The 17,212-nt window shown below is 68.3% G+C and carries 16 protein-coding genes; 8 read left to right on the top strand and 8 right to left on the bottom strand.

Annotated elements, in window-relative coordinates:
- Nucleotides 1–275: 275 nt before the first annotated feature.
- The 7 genes from ACP7AZ_RS13045 to ACP7AZ_RS13015 all read left to right on the top strand — a co-directional run bounded on the left by ACP7AZ_RS13045 (nt 276) and on the right by ACP7AZ_RS13015 (nt 8,098).
- On the top strand, nt 276–1,526 hold the full coding sequence (locus ACP7AZ_RS13045; RefSeq protein WP_426039068.1) for a hydrolase: 1,251 nt from the start codon (nt 276–278) through the stop codon (nt 1,524–1,526).
- 156 nt (nt 1,527–1,682) lie between these two features.
- Nucleotides 1,683–2,690, top strand: coding sequence for an arginine N-succinyltransferase (locus ACP7AZ_RS13040; RefSeq protein ID WP_426039067.1), 1,008 nt, complete (start codon nt 1,683–1,685; stop codon nt 2,688–2,690).
- Between the two features lie 149 nt (nt 2,691–2,839).
- Nucleotides 2,840–4,303 carry a succinylglutamate-semialdehyde dehydrogenase gene (gene astD, locus ACP7AZ_RS13035; RefSeq protein ID WP_426039066.1) on the top strand — a complete coding sequence of 488 codons (1,464 nt, stop codon included), beginning with the start codon at nt 2,840–2,842 and terminating at the stop codon, nt 4,301–4,303.
- The gene (astB, locus tag ACP7AZ_RS13030) at nt 4,300–5,634 is read left to right on the top strand and encodes an N-succinylarginine dihydrolase (protein ID WP_426039065.1); all 1,335 of its coding nucleotides are present in this window, start codon (nt 4,300–4,302) and stop codon (nt 5,632–5,634) included. Before astD ends, astB begins: the two co-directional genes overlap by 4 nt.
- A 3-nt stretch (nt 5,635–5,637) precedes the next feature.
- The gene (locus tag ACP7AZ_RS13025; protein WP_426039064.1) at nt 5,638–6,198 is read left to right on the top strand and encodes a GNAT family N-acetyltransferase; all 561 of its coding nucleotides are present in this window, start codon (nt 5,638–5,640) and stop codon (nt 6,196–6,198) included.
- A gap of 2 nt (nt 6,199–6,200) precedes the next feature.
- Complete coding sequence (locus ACP7AZ_RS13020) at nt 6,201–6,812, top strand: DUF998 domain-containing protein (RefSeq protein ID WP_426039063.1); 612 nt, start codon at nt 6,201–6,203, stop codon at nt 6,810–6,812.
- The gene (locus ACP7AZ_RS13015) at nt 6,809–8,098 is read left to right on the top strand and encodes an MFS transporter (RefSeq protein WP_426039062.1); all 1,290 of its coding nucleotides are present in this window, start codon (nt 6,809–6,811) and stop codon (nt 8,096–8,098) included. The genes ACP7AZ_RS13020 and ACP7AZ_RS13015 overlap by 4 nt, the downstream gene beginning before the upstream one ends.
- A 103-nt stretch (nt 8,099–8,201) precedes the next feature.
- On the opposite strand, the gene ACP7AZ_RS13010 is transcribed toward ACP7AZ_RS13015, so the two are convergent.
- From ACP7AZ_RS13010 to hspQ, 3 genes are all read right to left on the bottom strand, one after another.
- Nucleotides 8,202–8,534 carry a hypothetical protein gene (locus ACP7AZ_RS13010; RefSeq protein WP_426039061.1) on the bottom strand — a complete coding sequence of 111 codons (333 nt, stop codon included), beginning with the start codon at nt 8,532–8,534 and terminating at the stop codon, nt 8,202–8,204.
- The gene (phhA, locus tag ACP7AZ_RS13005; protein WP_426039060.1) at nt 8,531–9,406 is read right to left on the bottom strand and encodes a phenylalanine 4-monooxygenase; all 876 of its coding nucleotides are present in this window, start codon (nt 9,404–9,406) and stop codon (nt 8,531–8,533) included. Before phhA ends, ACP7AZ_RS13010 begins: the two co-directional genes overlap by 4 nt.
- 66 nt (nt 9,407–9,472) lie before the next feature.
- Nucleotides 9,473–9,787, bottom strand: coding sequence for a heat shock protein HspQ (gene hspQ / locus ACP7AZ_RS13000; protein ID WP_426039059.1), 315 nt, complete (start codon nt 9,785–9,787; stop codon nt 9,473–9,475).
- A 148-nt stretch (nt 9,788–9,935) separates the two neighbouring features.
- Here hspQ and ACP7AZ_RS12995 point away from each other — a divergent pair, with 148 nt between their 5' ends.
- A complete protein-coding gene (locus tag ACP7AZ_RS12995) occupies nt 9,936–11,054 on the top strand; it encodes a Ppx/GppA phosphatase family protein (protein WP_426039058.1) in 1,119 nt (372 codons plus the stop codon).
- Here the strand turns inward: ACP7AZ_RS12995 and ACP7AZ_RS12990 are convergent.
- The 5 genes from ACP7AZ_RS12990 to gyrA all read right to left on the bottom strand — a co-directional run bounded on the left by ACP7AZ_RS12990 (nt 11,021) and on the right by gyrA (nt 17,080).
- Complete coding sequence (locus ACP7AZ_RS12990) at nt 11,021–11,920, bottom strand: peptidylprolyl isomerase (RefSeq protein ID WP_426039057.1); 900 nt, start codon at nt 11,918–11,920, stop codon at nt 11,021–11,023. The genes ACP7AZ_RS12995 and ACP7AZ_RS12990 overlap by 34 nt on opposite strands.
- Nucleotides 11,917–12,798: a peptidylprolyl isomerase gene (locus ACP7AZ_RS12985; RefSeq protein ID WP_426039056.1), complete on the bottom strand. Its 882-nt coding sequence runs from the start codon at nt 12,796–12,798 to the stop codon at nt 11,917–11,919. The genes ACP7AZ_RS12990 and ACP7AZ_RS12985 overlap by 4 nt, the downstream gene beginning before the upstream one ends.
- A 19-nt stretch (nt 12,799–12,817) precedes the next feature.
- Nucleotides 12,818–13,300: a pantetheine-phosphate adenylyltransferase gene (gene coaD, locus ACP7AZ_RS12980; RefSeq protein WP_426039055.1), complete on the bottom strand. Its 483-nt coding sequence runs from the start codon at nt 13,298–13,300 to the stop codon at nt 12,818–12,820.
- A gap of 51 nt (nt 13,301–13,351) precedes the next feature.
- Nucleotides 13,352–14,146: an aminotransferase class IV gene (locus ACP7AZ_RS12975; RefSeq protein ID WP_426039054.1), complete on the bottom strand. Its 795-nt coding sequence runs from the start codon at nt 14,144–14,146 to the stop codon at nt 13,352–13,354.
- A 168-nt stretch (nt 14,147–14,314) separates the two neighbouring features.
- Nucleotides 14,315–17,080 carry a DNA gyrase subunit A gene (gene gyrA, locus ACP7AZ_RS12970; protein ID WP_426039053.1) on the bottom strand — a complete coding sequence of 922 codons (2,766 nt, stop codon included), beginning with the start codon at nt 17,078–17,080 and terminating at the stop codon, nt 14,315–14,317.
- Nucleotides 17,081–17,212 lie beyond the last annotated feature (132 nt).

Raw genomic sequence — 17,212 nt, 5'->3', positions numbered from 1 at the left:
TCAGGGTCCTCGGCCGCGCGCAGCGATGCAGTTTCCCGCTCGATCGCGCCCCCTCGCACGTCCGGCTCCTGGGCCCAGGACGCCTTCCCCTCGCGACGGGACGGGAGAAGTGTACGCCCGGTTCGGAGGGCGCCTGCGATAAAGGCTCTAAAAAGTTCCGGCCATTGAAATCGTTGGGCGATTCCGGGCGTCCGTTGATGGGTATGGGGCCCTTCCGCCGGAGAGAGGGAAGTGAGCGCCTTCACCTTTCTGTCCGCCCCGTCTAAAGACCCACCATGCGGATTCTCCCACAGGATCAGGCCGCCCTCGACCTGGTCGGGCGGGGCGAGGCCGATCTGATCGATCGCGCGGTTCGATGGGCGAACGTCAACTCCGGCAGCGATCACGCCGAGGGGCTGAACGTCACCCTGGCCCTGCTGGAAACCGAGACGGCCCGCCTGCCCGCCGAAATCGCGCGCATCGCGACCCAGGGCTTCTCCACCATCGGCGACGACGGGTCCGTGCGGCCTCAGTCCCGTGCCGATGCGTTGAAACTCACCGCGCGGCCCGAGGCGCCGATCCAGGTCGTCCTGACCGGCCACTACGACACCGTCTATCCGGCCGACAGCGCCTTCCAGAGCGTCATCACACGTCCTGACGGCGCCCTGAACGGTCCCGGGATCGCCGACATGAAGGGTGGCATCTCCGTCATGCTGGGCGCGCTGGCGGCGTTCGAGACCCATCCGGAGCGGGATCGCGTCGGCTGGACCGTCCTGCTGTCCCCCGACGAGGAGATCGGCTCCCCCGCATCGGCGCCGCTGCTGGCCGAGCTCGGCGCGCGCGGGCACGTCGGCATGACCTATGAGCCGGCGCTGGCCGACGGGACCCTGGCGGGGGCGCGCAAGGGCAGCGGCAACTTCCACCTGATCGTCACCGGCAAGGCGGCCCATGCCGGACGCGCCTTCCATGAGGGCGCCAATGCGGTGGCCGGCGCCGCGGTGATCGCTGCGGCCCTGCATGGGCTGAACGGACGACGTGAAGGGGTGACGGTCAATGTGGCGCGCATCTCCGGCGGCGGGGCGCTGAACGTCGTGGCCGACAACGCCGTGGTGCGGTTCAACGTCCGGGTTCCTGATGCGCAGGCCGCCGCCTGGGTCACGGACGCGATCGGGGAGATCGTTGAGACGCCGCCGTTCGAGGGGCTGATGCTGGATCTGCACGGCGGGATGACGCGGGCGCCCAAGCCGATGGATACAGCCCAGACCGCCCTGTTCGAGGCGGTGCGCGAGACTGGCGCCCTGCTGGGTCAGGCCATCGCCTGGTCGCCGTCGGGCGGGGTATGCGAGGGCAACAACCTGCATGCGGCCGGCCTGCCCAATATCGACACGCTCGGGGTGCGCGGCGGGCTGATCCATTCGTCCGAAGAGTTCGCCTGGCCCGATAGTTTCGTCGAGCGGGCCCGGCTGTCGACCCTGATGCTGTGCAAGATCGCCTCGGGCGAGATCGACGCGGTGAAGCTCAAGGCGCTGCGTCTGGAGACGATGTGATGAGGCCATTCGCACTCAATCCTCCCCCGTCGGGGGAGGGGAACCGCGTCTTCGCGGTGGAGGGGGCAAACCCCGGACACCGAGCTCGCTGTGAGCCCCCTCCCCCCCAGCGCAAGCGCGCTGCGGTCCCCCTCCGCCGTCGTGGGAGGATTTAAGATGCTCGTTGTCCGCCCCGCCGGTCCCGGCGACCTTGATCATCTGCTGGAGCTCGCCATCCTGTCCGGGCCCGGCTTCACCAGCCTGCCCGAGGACCCGGACCAGTTGTCGGACCGGCTGGACGTCAGCCGCGACAGTTTCACCGGCGCCATTCCCGTGCCGGACCGCTGGTTCACCCTGATGATGGAGGAGACCGACACCGGCGACGTCGACGGCATCGCCAGCGTCAAGGCGACCGTGGGCATGAAGCGGCCCTTCTTCTCGTTCCGCATCGCCAACAACCCGGTCCAGTCGCCGTCGCTGGGCATCCGGATGGATCACCAGACCCTGACCCTGGTCAACGAGTGCTCGGGCTGGACCGAGGTCGGGTCGCTGTTCCTGAAGGCGGATCGGCGCAAGGGCGGCGCGGGGCGATTGCTGAGCCAGTCGCGCTACATGCTGATCGGGGCGCAGCCGGAGCTGTTCGCCGAGACGGTGCTGGCCGAACTGCGCGGGGTGTTCACGCCGGACGGCGCCTGTCCGTTCTGGGACCATGTGGCGCACAAATTCTTCCCCATGCCGTTCGACCAGGCGGACATGATGACCGGGTCAACGGACAAACAGTTCATCCTCGACCTCGCGCCGCGCCATCCGATCTATATCGACCTGCTGCCCGAGCCGGCGCGGGCCGTCATCGGCAAGGTGCATCCGCAAGGGGTGGCGGCCATGGCCCTGCTGGAGAGCGAAGGGTTCCGGCCGAACGGGCTGGTGGACATCTTCGACGCCGGGCCGACGGTGACCTGTCCGCGCGACCATATTCGAACAGTGAGGGATGCGCGGCGGCTGTCGGTCGTGGTGTCGGAGGAGTTCGACGCCGAGCTGCCGGCCCTGGTCTCGACGGACAGCGTGGAGGCCTTCCGGGCCGTGCGGGCCCGCGCGGCGATCGAGGGCGAGACGGTACGGGTGACGGCCGAGACCGCAGGCGCGCTGAGGGTGCGGGCGGGTGACATCGTGCGAGTGAAATCATGACCCCTCTCCTCCCGTGCATCCCCGCGAAGGCGGGGACCCAGGAATTTGGGCGCTCTGACCTCGCCGGGACCCGCGGACCGAAATCCGAGGCGCCGTGCCTCACAAAAGAACTGGGTCCCCGCCTTCGCGGGGATGATCGGATTTAAAAGATGAGCGACGGCAAACTCTATCTGAACGGCGCCTGGACCGAGGGCGCGGGCGACGGCTTCGCCTCCTTCGATCCGGCGAAGGAGGCGCGGGTCTGGCGCGGGAACGAGGCATCGGGGGCGCAGGTCGGGGCCGCCGTCGAGGCGGCGCGCGCGGCCTTCCCGGACTGGGCCGATCGGCCGCGCGACGAGCGGATCGCCGCGATGAAACGCTATCAGGCGGCGTTAAAGGCGCGGGCGCCGGGCTTAGCCGAGGCCATCAGCCGCGAGACGGGCAAGGCGCTGTGGGAGACGACGGCCGAGCTGGGGTCGATGGCGGGCAAGGTGGATCTCTCGATCCGCGCCTATGACGAGCGGACCGGCGAGCGGACATCCGAGACGGCGTTCGGGGCGGCGACGCTGAGGCATCGGCCACACGGGGTGGCGGCGGTTTTAGGGCCGTTCAACTTCCCCGGCCACCTGCCGAACGGCCATATCGTGCCGGCGCTGCTGGCCGGCGACACAGTGGTGTTCAAGCCGTCGGAGGAGACGCCGCACACGGGCCAGCTGATGGCCGAATGCCTGGAAGAGGCAGACCTGCCGAAGGGGGTGTTCAACCTGGTGCAGGGCGGGCGCGAGGTCGGATCGGCCTTGCTGGACCAGCCGATCGACGCGCTGATGTTCACCGGCTCGGGCGCGGCGGGCGCGCATTTCCGGCGCAAGTTCGCCGACGATCCGCATGTGATCCTGGCGCTGGAACTGGGCGGCAACAACCCGCTGGTGGTCTGGGATGCGGCGGACGCGGAGGCCGTGGCCGGCGTCGTGGTGCAGTCGGCCTTCGTGACGACGGGACAGCGGTGTTCCTGCGCGCGGCGGCTGATCGTGCCGGAGGGGCCGGCAGGAGACGCCATCATCGAGGCGGTAAACGCCCTGGTCGAACGGCTGATCTTCGCGCCATGGGACTCGACGCCGGAACCCTATGCCGGACCGCTGATCTCGCAGCGCGCGGCCGAACAGGCCCTGGCGGCGCTGCAGCAACGCATCGACTCCGGCGCCCGCGTGATCCGCGCGTCCGGCCCGGTCGACAACCTGCCCGGCGCCTTCGTCCGGCCCGCGATCATCGATGTCACCGGCGTCGACGTCCCGGACGAGGAGATGTTCGCCCCCTTCTTGTCCATCACCCGCGTGGCCTCGTTCGAGGACGCCATCGCCGCCGCCAATGCGACCCGTTACGGACTGTCGGCGGGTCTGGTGTCGGACGATCCGGCCCACTGGGACCGGTTCATCCGGCGCATCCGGGCGGGGGTCGTCAACTTCAACCGGCCAACGACGGGCGCGGCGGGCGACATGCCCTTCGGTGGTCTGGGCGCGAGCGGCAACCACCGGCCGAGTGCGTATTATGCGGCCGACTACTGCGCCTATCCGGTCGCCAGCTTCGAGGCCGGAGCGGTGAAGAACATCGAGGGCGAGATCCGGGGACTGCGATGACCACCGCCGTCGAAGCCAATGCCGACGGTCTGATCGGGCCGACACACTCCTATGCCGGTCTCAGCCCCGGCAACCTCGCTTCGAGTCTGAACGGGGGCCAGGGGTCGAACCCGCGCGCCGCCGTCCTGCAGGGGCTTGAGAAGATGAAACGGCTCGCCGACCTCGGCCTGCCGCAGTTCGTGCTGCCGCCGCATGAGCGGCCGGACATTCCGTTCCTGCGGTCTCTCGGTTTCAGCGGGTCGGACGCGAGGGTGCTGGAGCAGGCCTGGAAGGAGGCGCCGACGTTCGCCGCCGCCGCCTGTTCGGCCTCGCCGATGTGGGCCGCCAACGCCGCGACGGTGACGCCCAGCGCGGACTCTGCCGACGGGCGGGTGCATTTCACGCCGGCCAATCTGCACACCAACCTGCACCGCTCGCTGGAGCATGCCCAGACGAAACGGGCGTTGGAGGCCCTGTTCCCCGACCCTGCCCGTTTCGCCGTCCACGACGCCCTGCACCCCGTCGCCCATCTCGCGGACGAGGGCGCGGCCAACCATGTCCGCCTGTGCGCCGGGCACGGGGAGCCGGGGGTCAACCTGCTGGTCTGGGGGCGGGACGCCTTCGCGCACTGGGACGGGCCCTGGCCTGCTCGCCAGACGCGGCAGGCGTCCGAAGCCATCACCCGTCGGCATGGCGCGCACGGCGTGGTCCTGGCCCAGCAGTCGCGGGCGGCCATCGCGGGCGGGACCTTCCACAATGACGTCGTCTGCGTCGGGGCGCTGGAGACGCTGTTCCATCACGAGCTGGCGTTCGAGGACACGGCAGGAACCCACGCCGCCGTCCGCGCGGCGGCGACCGGGTTCGATCCGATCTTCGTGGAGGTATCCTCGGCCGACCTGCCGCTGGCTGACGCTATCTCGAGCTATCTGTTCAACTCGATGCTGGTCTCGCTGCCGGGCGAGAGCCGGCTGACGCTGATCTGTCCGACGGAGACGCGGGACAACCCGCGCGCCCATGCGGTGGCGCAGGGGCTGGTGGCGTCGAACGGTCCGATCGGGCGGGTCGAGTATGTCGATGTGCGCCAATCGATGCGGAACGGCGGCGGCCCCGCGTGCCTGCGCCTCCGCGTCGTGTTGACCGAGGCCGAGATTGACGCCGTCCATGGTCCGATGCGGATGAACGACGACCTGTTCGGCGTTCTGACAGGCTGGGCGACGCGTCACTATCGCGACCGGCTGGCGCCCGCCGATCTGGCCGATCCGGCGCTGCTCACCGAGACGCGTGAAGCGCTCGACAGTCTAACGGCGATCCTCGATTTTGGAGACGCCTTCTACGCGTTCCAGCGGACCTGACCGATGTCGGAGTCGAGCCACCGGATCGCCACCGAGGCCGATATCCCGGCCCTGGTCGGCCTGATGGACCTCGCCATCTCGGGACCGCTGGCCGCCTTCCTGACGGCCGATCAGATCGCGGCCAGCCGGGTGCTGATGGGGCTGGACAGCCAGATCATCGCGGACCGGACCTATTTCATCGTCGAGGTCGACGGCGTGCCGGCCGGCTGCGGCGGCTGGAGCCGAAGGATCACCACCTATGGCGGAGACCATACGCCGGGGCGGGTTCCCGCGCCGCTGACGACCGGCGTCGACGCGGCCCGGGTCCGGGCCATGTACACCCACCCCGACTTCCTGCGCCGGGGCATCGGACGGATGATCCTGGACCTGTGCGAGGCGGCGGCGCGGGCCGAGGGCTACGACCGGGTCGAGCTGGTGGCGACGATGGGCGGGGAGCCGCTGTATCTGTCCGCAGGCTATCGCGAGATCGAGCGGTTCGAGGATGATCGCGGCGGGGCGCCCGTGCCGCTGGTCAGGATGGGCAAATCCCTGAAGGATGGCGCCGCCGACTTCGAGGGAAAATGATCTTGCGCCAATTCGCCTTCGCCTGCGCAATCCTGAGCCTGGTCATCCTCGCGGTGGCCGCGATCTCGGCCGGGTTCGCCTATCCGGGCTACGACCATCTGCGCCAGTACATCAGCGAACTGGGCGCGACCGGCGCGAGTACGGGGCCAGGCGTCAGCTATGCCTTCATCGCCTCAGGCGTCCTTCTGGCCGCCTTCTGGCTGATGTGCATTCCGCTTTTTCCACGTAGCCCGCTGGCTATGATCGGCTTCGGCCTGAGCGCGCTGAACGGTCTCGGCCTGATGTTCGGCGGAGTTTTTCCCTGCGATTTCCAATGCTCGCTGGCGAGCCCGAGCCCGGCCGCCGTCCTGCATGAGGTGCTGGGAGGCATCGGCTATCTGTGCGGTCTGGCTGGACTGGGCCTGGTCGGGCTGGCGGCGAAGTCCTGGCCCCGAGGGCGCGACCTGTTCCATCTCGCCATCGTCTGCGGGGCGCCCGCCGCCGGCGCCATCTGGCTGATCCACCCCGGATTCGAATTCTTCGGCGGAGCCCAGCGGGTTCTCGAGATCGCGCTTGCCGCCTGGACGGTCGGCGTCGCCCTGGCCGTCCGTCGGCCCATGGAAACAGTCGCATGATGCAGGTTCATATGACGTCCGCCCGCCGCCTGAGAAACATCGTGGGCGGCTCGGCCGGCAATCTGGTCGAATGGTTCGACTGGTTCGCCTACGCGGCCTTCACCGTCTATTTCGCCCCGGTCTTCTTCCCGAAGGGCGAGCCGACCGCCCAGTTGCTAAGCACCGCCGCCATCTTCGCCGTCGGCTTCCTGATGCGCCCCGTGGGGGCCTGGGTCATGGGCGTCTATGCCGATCGCAAGGGACGCAAGGCCGGCCTGACCCTGTCGGTCAGCCTGATGTGCGCGGGCTCGCTGCTGATCGCCTGCACCCCCGGCTATGCCACCATCGGTCTGGCCGCCCCTGCCCTGCTGCTGTTCGCCCGCATGATGCAGGGCCTCAGCGTCGGCGGCGAATACGGCTCCAGCGCCACCTATCTGTCCGAGATGGCCACGGCGAAGCATCGCGGCTTCTGGTCCAGCTTCCAGTATGTGACCCTGATCTCCGGCCAGCTGCTGGCCCTGATGCTGCTGATCCTGCTGCAGCGGACCCTGGGCGAAGCGGCCCTGTCGGACTGGGCCTGGCGCATCCCCTTCTTCGTCGGGGCGGGGCTGGCGGTCGTGGTCTTCTGGCTGCGTCGGGGCCTGGACGAGACCCGCGCCTTCGAGGATCCGGTGACCCGCGCCGCGCCCAAATCCAGCGCGCTGGAGCTGGTGCTGCGCCATCCGAAGGAGGCGCTGATCGTCATCGGCCTGACCGCCGGGGGGACCCTCGCCTTCTATACCTACACCACCTATCTGCAGAAATTCCTGACCAACACCTCAGGCTTCTCCAAGGCCCAGGCGACCGAGATCAGCGCTGCGGCACTGTTCCTGTTCATGCTGCTGCAGCCCGCCGTCGGGGCCCTGTCAGACCGGATTGGCAGGAAGCCCGTCATGATCACCTTCGGCATACTGGGGGTGTTCTGCACCGTGCCGATCATGAGCGCCCTGGCGGTCACGACCAACGCCCTCACCGCCTTCGCCCTGTCCCTGTCGGCGCTAGTGATCGTGTCTGGCTATACCGCCATCAATGCCGTGGTGAAGGCCGAGCTGTTCCCCGCCCACATCCGCGCGCTGGGCGTCGCCCTGCCCTACGCCCTCGCCAATACCGTGTTCGGCGGCACGGCCGAGTACGGCGCCCTGTGGTTCAAGCTGGACGGCCGCGAGAGCCTGTATTTCTGGTACGTCACCGGGATGATCGGCGTGTCTCTGATCACCTATGTCCTGATGCGCGACACGAAGGCGAAGAGTTTGATCGTGGAGGGCTGAGCCCTCCCCGCTGGGGCAACGGGCGACGGAGCGCGGGCCTCCAGGTCCGCTCTTTGCCGGCGTTGAAGAGCGGACCTGGAGGCCCGCGCACCAAGACGGCGTGTCAGGCGGCTGGAGGCGCCACGACAGCGGACGCAGCAGCGGCAGGCGGAGGGGTCGCCTCCTCGCCCTCGGCCAGATAGACCACGCGGCACTCGCCATCGATGGTGGTGTAGCGCCCGTTGGCGGCGTCGACGAAGGCGATGCGGCCGCCGTCGTTATACTCGACCTTGCCGGTCGATCGGCCGGAGAAGGTCTCTGTCCCATAGGTCCAGCAGGTGATGTCGGCGGCCTGGTCGCTCCAGGTCGCGGCGTTGCGGGCGCGTCTGGATTCGGTGCAGGCAGTGGCCGCGACGGCGAGACCGGCGATGAGAAGGATGGTCGTCGTGCGCATCATGCCGCGAATCTCCCGCCCTTGTGGGCATAGGCTTGGGTGCCACGGGTGATCACCCGATCATAGGGCTGGATCGCCTCGATGCCGATCTCGGACGCGCCCTTCAGACGATCATAGATGGGGCCGAAATCCTCCAGCGTCGCGTCGTTCAGGGCCTCGATCGAGGGGATGACGAAATAGACCTGCTGGAAATCGTCGATGCGGTAGTCGGTCCGCATAATCCGCTCCAGATCGAAGGCGATGCGGTTCGGCGACGGATCCTCGAGCGCGAAGACGCTTTCGGAGGCCGACGAGACGATGCCGGCGCCGTAGATGCGCAGGCCCTGCCCCTCGTCCATCAGGCCGAACTCGACCGTGTACCAGTAGAGGCGGGCGAGGTTCTTGAGCATACCCAGCGACTGGGCCCGCTGGCCGCCCTTGCCGTAGGCCTGCATGTAGTCGGCGAAATCCGGGTCGGTCAGCATCGGGACGTGGCCAAATACGTCGTGGAAGATGTCCGGTTCCTGGAGATAGTCCAACTGGTCGGGTTTGCGGATGAACTGGCCCGACGGGAAGCGGCGGTTGGCCAGGTGGTCGAAGAAGACCTCGTCGGGCACCAGGCCGGGCACGCAGACGACCGTCCAGCCGGTCAGAGCCTTCAACTTTGGATTCATCAGGGCGAAGTCGGGAATGCCGCCGGTGTTCAGGTCCAGCGCTGTCAGCCCCTTCAGGAAGACCTCCGAGGCGCGGCCCGGCAGAATCTTCATCTGGCGGGCATACAGGGTGTCCCAGGTGTGATGCTCGACCTGGGTATAGGCGCGCCAGTTCTGGGAGATCGTCCAGTCCGCCGCCGCGCCTTCGGGCGGAGTTTGAAAGACATGTTCGAAATCAGCCATCACGCGCTCCTTGAACCGGCAGTCTAGAACTCCGGCGACCAAGAGCCAACGGCCGGATCCGCCCGATCAATGAATCGGCTGAGCCCGCGGGGCGATGCGACCGCTGTCGTCCATCGTGAACCAGTGGGCCTGATCCGCGGCAGACAGGGGCGTCACGTCGGGATCATGCTCAAGCACGTTCTCGGCGGCATAGACCAGGAAGCCGGAATCCATACCCATGGCCAGAATGCGATAGAAGGGCTGATCGCGCTGGTCCGGGCCGGGTTCGCCGGCCGGTCCCGCATAGACAGCGTCAACGTCGACGACCACGCCGCGAAACGATTCCTCGCGGTGACGCACGATCTGGCCGAGGCCGAATTTGGCGGTGAGGGATTGGGTCATCCTGCACGGATACGACCCCGAGCCTGAGCGGGATGCCGGTCGTCCTGTTCATCTTGCTGTCAGATAGGCTTGGCGCGGACCGTTCGGCGCGGCTAGGTTCACCGGGACGGGCGCCCGGTTCGGCTGCGCCTACATGAAAGTTCGGCCCATGCCGGAACCCAACGGCGCGCCGCGAAGGCGCGACGAGCGGTCCCGGGTCCAAGGGGCGTCCATGCGAGATTCGTCGGGTCGCGACGGTCCCGTGTTCGGCGCCCTCGATCTGGGGACCAACAATTGTCGCCTGCTGATCGCGCGTCCGGCGCGGGCGGGCTTCCGCGTGGTCGACAGTTTCAGCCGTATCGTGAGGCTGGGCGAAGGTCTGTCGCGCACCGGCCGGCTCGACGAGGCGGCGATGGACCGTGCCTATGACGCCCTGGCCCTGTGCGCCGAGCGGGTTGTTCGACGCGGTGTGGACTCCGCCCGGCTCAACGCTGTCGCCACCCAGGCCTGTCGGCAGGCCGAGAACGGCCAGGAGTTCATTGATCGCGTCCGTCGCGGCACCGGGCTGAAACTCCGCATCATCGATCCCGTCGAAGAGGCCCGCCTGTCGGTCGAGGGGTGCATCAATCTGTTCGATCCCAAGGCCGAGGCGGTGCTGGTGATCGATGTCGGCGGGGGCTCGACGGAACTCTCCTGGCTGAGGAAGTCAGGCGCGGAGATGAAGACCGTGGCCTGGATGTCGGCGCCGCTGGGGGTCGTGACCCTCGCCGAGCGGCACCCGGAACCGGCCGGAGCGGGTGCGGCCTGGTACGAGGCCATGGTCGGAGACATGAGCGCGGCGCTGTCCGCCGGATCGTTCGACGACGCCGAGTTCCGCAGGCTGTTCGCCACCGGTCAGGGGCATCTGGTCGGGACATCGGGGGCGATCACCAGCCTGGCGGGGATTCATCTGAACCTGCGGCGTTATCAGCGGGACCGGGTCGACGGGCTGTGGATGACGCGGGCCGAGTGCGATGCCGCGGCAGAGAAACTGAAGGCCCTGGGGCCGAAGGGTCGGGCGGCCGAGGCCTGCATCGGGCCGGACCGCGCCGATCTGGTGCTGGCAGGGGCCGCGATCCTGGATGCGGTGCAGCGCGCCTGGCCCAGCGAGCGGGTCAGGGTCGCGGACCGGGGGCTGCGCGAGGGCATGCTGCTGCAGCAGATGCGCGAGGCCCGCAAACCCCAGCGCCGACGTCGCGGCCGGGGGCGAGGCGGTCAGACCGCTGGAGCGGCCGCGCCCGAGACCTGAACCGGCAGGACAATGTCGCAGATCGAGAAGTCCGCGCCTCGCGCCGTCCGCACCCCGTCGGCCAAAGTCCGGAAGGCGGCCGAGGCCGTGTCCAGCACCTGAACCACCGGCCGGTCCGCCTCGGGCAGGTCCGAGGCGATGCGCACGCGGATCATCCGGTCGGGATCGGCGGTGACCGCGCCGTTGTCGCCGTCGCCGACCTTGATGGCCCGAACCACGTCGAGGCCCGACACCACCGTCCCCCAGACCGTGTAACGCTTGTCCAGCGCCGGATAGGGCTGGCGCATCAGGAAGAACTGGCTGTTGGCGCTGTCGATGGCATCATCGCGCGCCATGCCCGCGACACCCGGGCAATAGGCGCCCCAGGCATGGACCTTGCCGTCGGCGGTCGTGGCCATCAGGGAGGTCGGCTGTGTCTGGATCGGCAGGCTGTGCAGGAAGCCCAGCATGGCGCCGGCCGGTGAGGCGACCGGGGTGAACGGCGCCTCCGGACCCCGGCGGAAGGTGAACTCGGCCTTGATGTCCGGGTAGGGACTCTGGCCCTCGCCATTGCCCAGCGGGTCGCCCGTCTGGGCCATGAAGCCGTCGATGACGCGATGGAAGGTGATGCCATCGAAGAAGGCGCGGCGGGTCAGGAGCCGCATCCGCTCGACATGCAGGGGCGCGGCCTCGGGCGCGAGTTCGACCAGGATCCGGCCCCGGTTGGTGTCGATGATCATCAGGTTGTCGGCCGGGACGGTGCGCCAGTCGGCGGCCCCGGGGGCGGCCGGAGCCGGAGGCGGGGGCGTCACAGCCTCCTGCGCCCGGGCGACGGGCGCGCCCGCCAGAACAAGACCGATCGCCAGAGCCGCCAACCGCATCGTCATTCCCCTGAAACCTCCGCCACAGGCTGCACGTCGCAGACCGTGAACTGTGAACCACGCGCGGCGCGAACCTCGGCCACATGCGCCTGGAAGGCCGCCGACCGGGCGTCGAGCACGCGCACGACCGGACGCTCGCCTTCGGGCAGGGCGGCGGCGGTCCGCACATGGGTCATCGTGTCCGGATTGTCGGTCACGGCGCCGTCGGCGCTCTCCGGACCGGCCTTCAGAGCGCTGACGACCTCAAGCCCCGACACGATGCGCCCGAATGCGGTGTAGTTTCCGTTCAGGACCGGGTTGGTCGCCATCATCAGATAGAACTGGCTGTTGGCGCTGTCGGGCGCGCCGGAGCGGGCCATGCCGGCGACGCCGGTGCAGAACAGGCCGCCCGCGTCGACCTTGAAGTCCGCCGTCACCATCATCTGGGCGTCAGGCTGGGTCACCACCGGCAAGGAGCCGACCAGGCCGACGATGCCGGTCGGAGCGCCGCCCTCGATCGGGGCGAACCGGGCGTCGCGGCCACGGCGGAAGGTGAACTCTGCGGCGATGTCGGGCAATTCCGAGCCGCCGGCTCCGGTTCCCAGCGGGTCACCCGTCTGGGCCATGAAACCGGTGATGACGCGGTGGAACTTCAGGCCGTCGTAGAAGCCCTGGTCCGCCAGGGTGCGGATGCGCTTGGCGTGCCGCGGCGTGGCGCGCGGCTCCAGCTCGACCAGGATTCGACCCTTCGAGGTATCGATGACGAGCAGGTTCTCAGGCGCGATGGTGCGCCAGTCGCTTGCCGCAGGGACCGGGGCGGCAGTCGCGGGTGCGGTCTGAGACGTGGCTGCGGCGGGTGCGAGGACCGACAGGGCGGCGGCGAGGACGAAAGGCGTGATCTTCAAGGCGTTATCCTGAGCGATTCTAGCGTTTGACGCGGTCGCGCACGGCGGCGGCGACGGCGGGGCTGACGAAGCTGTCGATGTTTCCGTCCAGCCGGGCGATTTCCTTAACCAGTCGGGAGGCGATGGCTTGGTGGCGAGGATCGGCCATCAGGAACACGGTCTCGATGTCGTCATTGAGGCGCTGATTCATGGCCGTCATCTGGAACTCGTACTCGAAGTCGGCGACGGCGCGCAGGCCGCGCACGATGACGTTGGCGTCCAGCTTCTCGGCGAAATGCATCAGCAGGGTCGAGAACGGCAGGACTTCGATCTCGGCCCCGAGGCGGGCGACCTCGGCGCGGACCATCTCGACGCGTTCGGCGGTCGTGAACAACGGCCCCTTGTCGTCGTTCTCGGCGACGCCGATGACCAGTTTGTCGACCAGCTTCACAGCCCGGCCGATGATGTCCATGTGGCCGTTGGTGACGGGGTCGAAGGTCCCCGGGTAAAGCCCGATCCGCATGCTGTTTTCTCCCCGCCGGCTGGTGTGATTAGCAGGCGGAGCGGGCCGGGCCTAGATCGGCTGAGGCGTGTTCGACGACCAGGCGCGTGCGAGCCTGTCGATCCGCTCCGGCGCGGCGCCGAAGACATGGTCGCCGATGGCCGTGATCGGACAGGCGGGGGTGGCGCTGTTGCACAGGAAGGCGGCGTCGAAGGCGGCGAGGTCGATGAGGTGGACGGGCGCGTGTCGCTCGGTCAGGCCGACAGCGGCGAGGCCGCGGGAAAGCAGGGCCTGGGCGATGCCTTCGAGCATGGGCGCCTGGGGCCAGACCACCGTGTCGCCGGTCAGGAAGCCGATGTTCCACAGACTGCCTTCGGAGATCAGGCCGTCTGCGTCGGTGAACAGGGCGTCGTCGAAGCCCGCCTCGCGCGCCACCCGCCGGGCATGGATCAGGGGGAAGGTCGCCGTGTGCTTCAGATGGGCCGTGTCGCGGACATAGGTTTGGGGCTGGACGAGGACGCTATCGGCCAGCGGTGGCGGGGGCGGTGCGATGACGGTCATCACCTTGGGCAGGACCCGGTCGGACGGCAGGCGGGCCCGGATGTAAGGCGAGAACAGGCTGACCCGCAGCCAGGCGTCGCGGCGATCGCCAAGGGCCAGACCCATGAGGTCGCGGAGGCGGTCCTCGCCGACCGGTTCACCGAAGAGTTCGATCGCGGAGGCGTCGAGGCGGGCGAGGTGCAGCTCAAGGCCGCGCACGCCGGCGTCCTCGATGCGGAAGGATGTGTAGGCGCCGTAGTTCACGATGGCGAGGTAGCGGAGGTCGGCCTCGGTCGGGGGAAGGCCGTCGATGAGGAAGTCGGTCATCGAACCCTCTCCCGGTGGGAGAGGGCTTGAGGCTCGCAGAGCGGAGCGATGCGTAAGCCGCAAGGGTGAGGGTCGGGTTCGTACCAGGGAGGCGCGGCCCTCACCCTTTCGCGCAAGGACGACGGCTTCGCCGCCGTGCGCTCAAGCCCTCTCCCAACGGGAGAGGGATCAACCTTCGCCGCCCTCATCGGTGTCGACCTCGGGTTCGTCGCCGCCGCTGTCGGCCAGACGTTCGACGGACACGACCTTCTCGCCTTCCGCCGTGCGGAAGATGGTCACGCCCTGGCTGGAGCGGCCGACGATGCGGACCTGACCCACGCGGGTGCGGATCATCTGGCCGTTGGAGGTGACCAGCAGCAGGTCGTCGGTGTCCTCGACCGGGAAGGCGGCGGCGAGTCGGGCGCCGGCGCGACCGCCCAGACCGTGGGCCGTCAGACCCTGCCCGCCCCGACCGGTGCGGCGGTACTCATAGGCCGAGGAGCGCTTGCCGAAGCCCGTCTCGGTGACCGTGAGGATGAATTGTTCGGCCGCGCCCAGTTCGGCGATGCGTTCGACCGACAGGGCCGCGTCTCCCGAGCCCTCGGCCTCGTCATCCGCCTCGACCACGGCGGTGTCGTCCTCGCCGTCGGTAGCGCGACGCATGGCGTTGGCGTGCTTCACGTAGGCCGTCCGCTCGTCCGGCGTCGCATCGACACGCCCGAGGACGGCCATGGAGATGACGGCGTCGTCGCCCTGGAGGCGGACCCCGCGCACGCCGGTCGAATCGCGGCCCTTGAAGACACGAACGTCGTCGGCCTTGAAGCGGATGGCGCGGCCCAGTGCGGTGGTCAGCAGCACGTCGTCCTCGGCAGTACAGAGGGCAACGCCGACCATGTGGTCGCCGTCTTCCAGCTTCATCGCGATCTTGCCGGCGCGGTTGACCGTGGCGAAGTCCGACAGCTTGTTGCGGCGCACGTCGCCCGAGCGGGTGGCGAACATCATGTCGTAGTCGCCCCAGGTCGTCTCGTCCTCGGGCAACGGCAGGACGTTCATGATCGAATCGCCCGGCTCGATCGGCAGCAGGTTGACGAAGGCCTTGCCGCGCGAGGTCGGGGCGCCCAGCGGCAGGCGCCAGACCTTCAGCTTGTAGGCCTTGCCGTTGGTGGCGAAGAACAGGACCGGTGTGTGGGTGGAGGCCGAGAAGACGCCGGTGATGGCGTCCTCGTCCTTCATCGTCATGCCGGACTTGCCCTTGCCGCCGCGATGCTGGGTCCGATAGGCGTTCAGGGCGACGCGCTTGACGTAGCCGCCGTGGGTGACGGTGACGACCATGTCCTCGCGCGGGATCAGGTCCTCGTCTTCCAGTTCGAAGTCGCCTTCGCCGATGGTTGTGCGACGGGGCACGGCGAACTCATCGCGCACTTTCAGAAGATCCTCGCGGATGATGGCGATGATGTTCTTGCGGTCAGACAGGATCGTCAGGTGGCCCTGGATGGTGTCGGCCAGGCCGCGCGCCTCGGCGAAGATGTCGTCGCGGCCGAGGCCGGTCAGGCGGCTGAGCGTCAGGCCCAGGATGGCGCGGGCCTGTTCGTCAGTCAGCTTCAGGCTGCCGCCGTCGATCAGGACGGAGCGTGGATCGGCGATCAGCTCGACGAGGGCGATCATGTCACCGACAGGCCAGGCCTTGGCCTGCAGCCGCTCACGCGCTTCGGCGGGATCGGCCGAGGAACGGATGATGTGGATGACCTCGTCGATGTTGGCGACGGCGACGGCCAGACCGACCAGGACGTGGCCCCGGTCCCGGGCCTTGGCCAGCTCGAACTTGACGCGGCGGACCACGACCTCTTCGCGGAAGTCGAGGAAGACCTCGAGCATCTTGCGCAGGCCCATCTGCTCCGGGCGGCCGTGGTTCAGGGCCAGCATATTGACGCCGAACGACGACTGCATGGCCGTATAGCGCCACAGTTGGTTCAGGATCACGTCGCCCGAAGCGTCGCGCTTCAGCTCAATGACAATCCGCATGCCCTGGCGGTCCGATTCGTCGCGGACGTCGGAGATGCCTTCGAGGCGCTTCTCGCGGACCATTTCGGCGATGCGTTCGATCAGGGTCTGTTTGTTGACCTGGAACGGGAGTTCGGTGACCACGATGGCCTCGCGGTCCTTGCGGATGGTCTCCACCGAGGCGACGCCGCGCACGATGACCGAGCCGCGACCTTCACGCAGGGCGTTGCGGGGCGCGGTCCGGCCAAGGATCTCGCCACCGGTGGGGAAGTCGGGGCCCGGCACGATGTCCAGCAGGGCGTCGTCGGAGATGTCGGGGTCGTCCAGCAGGGCCACGGCCGCATCGACGATCTCGCCCAGATTATGCGGCGGGATGTTGGTCGCCATGCCGACGGCGATGCCGCCCGCACCGTTGACCAGCAGGTTCGGGATCCGCGCAGGCAGGACGACGGGCTCCAGCTCCTTCTCGTCGTAGTTCGGCTGGAAATCGACGGTGTCCTTGTCGATGTCGGCCAGAAGCGCACTGGCGGCCGGGGCCATACGGGCCTCGGTGTATCGCATCGATGCGGGCATATCGCCGTCGACCGAACCGAAATTGCCCTGGCCGTCGATCAGCATCAGCCCCATCGAGAAAGGCTGGGCCATGCGCACCAGGGCCATATAGACCGAGGCGTCGCCGTGCGGGTGGAACCGGCCGAGCACGTCGCCGACGACGCGGGCGCATTTCGAATAGCTGCGCTCGGGCGTCATGTTCAGGTCATGCATCGAGTAGAGGATACGACGGTGAACCGGCTTCAGGCCGTCACGGGCGTCCGGCAGCGCGCGGCTGACGATCACGCTCATGGCGTAGTCGAGGTAGGAGCGTTTCAGCTCGTCCTCGATCGAGATGATGGAAATGTCCGAGCCGCCCGAACCGGCTGGCGGTGCGGCGTTTTCGTAGCTGTCGTCGGTCAAGGATTTTAGGCTTTAGATGGCCGGAATCGGAACGTGATCCGCTATGATGATTTCTAGCACCCGTGGGCCCGCGAGGCAAAATTTCGCAGGCTTTTTCACAGGTGCCCTGCCTATCCGTGAAAGGACCAAATC

Origin of the sequence: Brevundimonas sp. DC300-4 (assembly GCF_049897365.1) — a bacterium.
GTDB lineage: Bacteria > Pseudomonadota > Alphaproteobacteria > Caulobacterales > Caulobacteraceae > Brevundimonas.
This window is presented reverse-complemented; position numbering and strand designations above follow the sequence as displayed.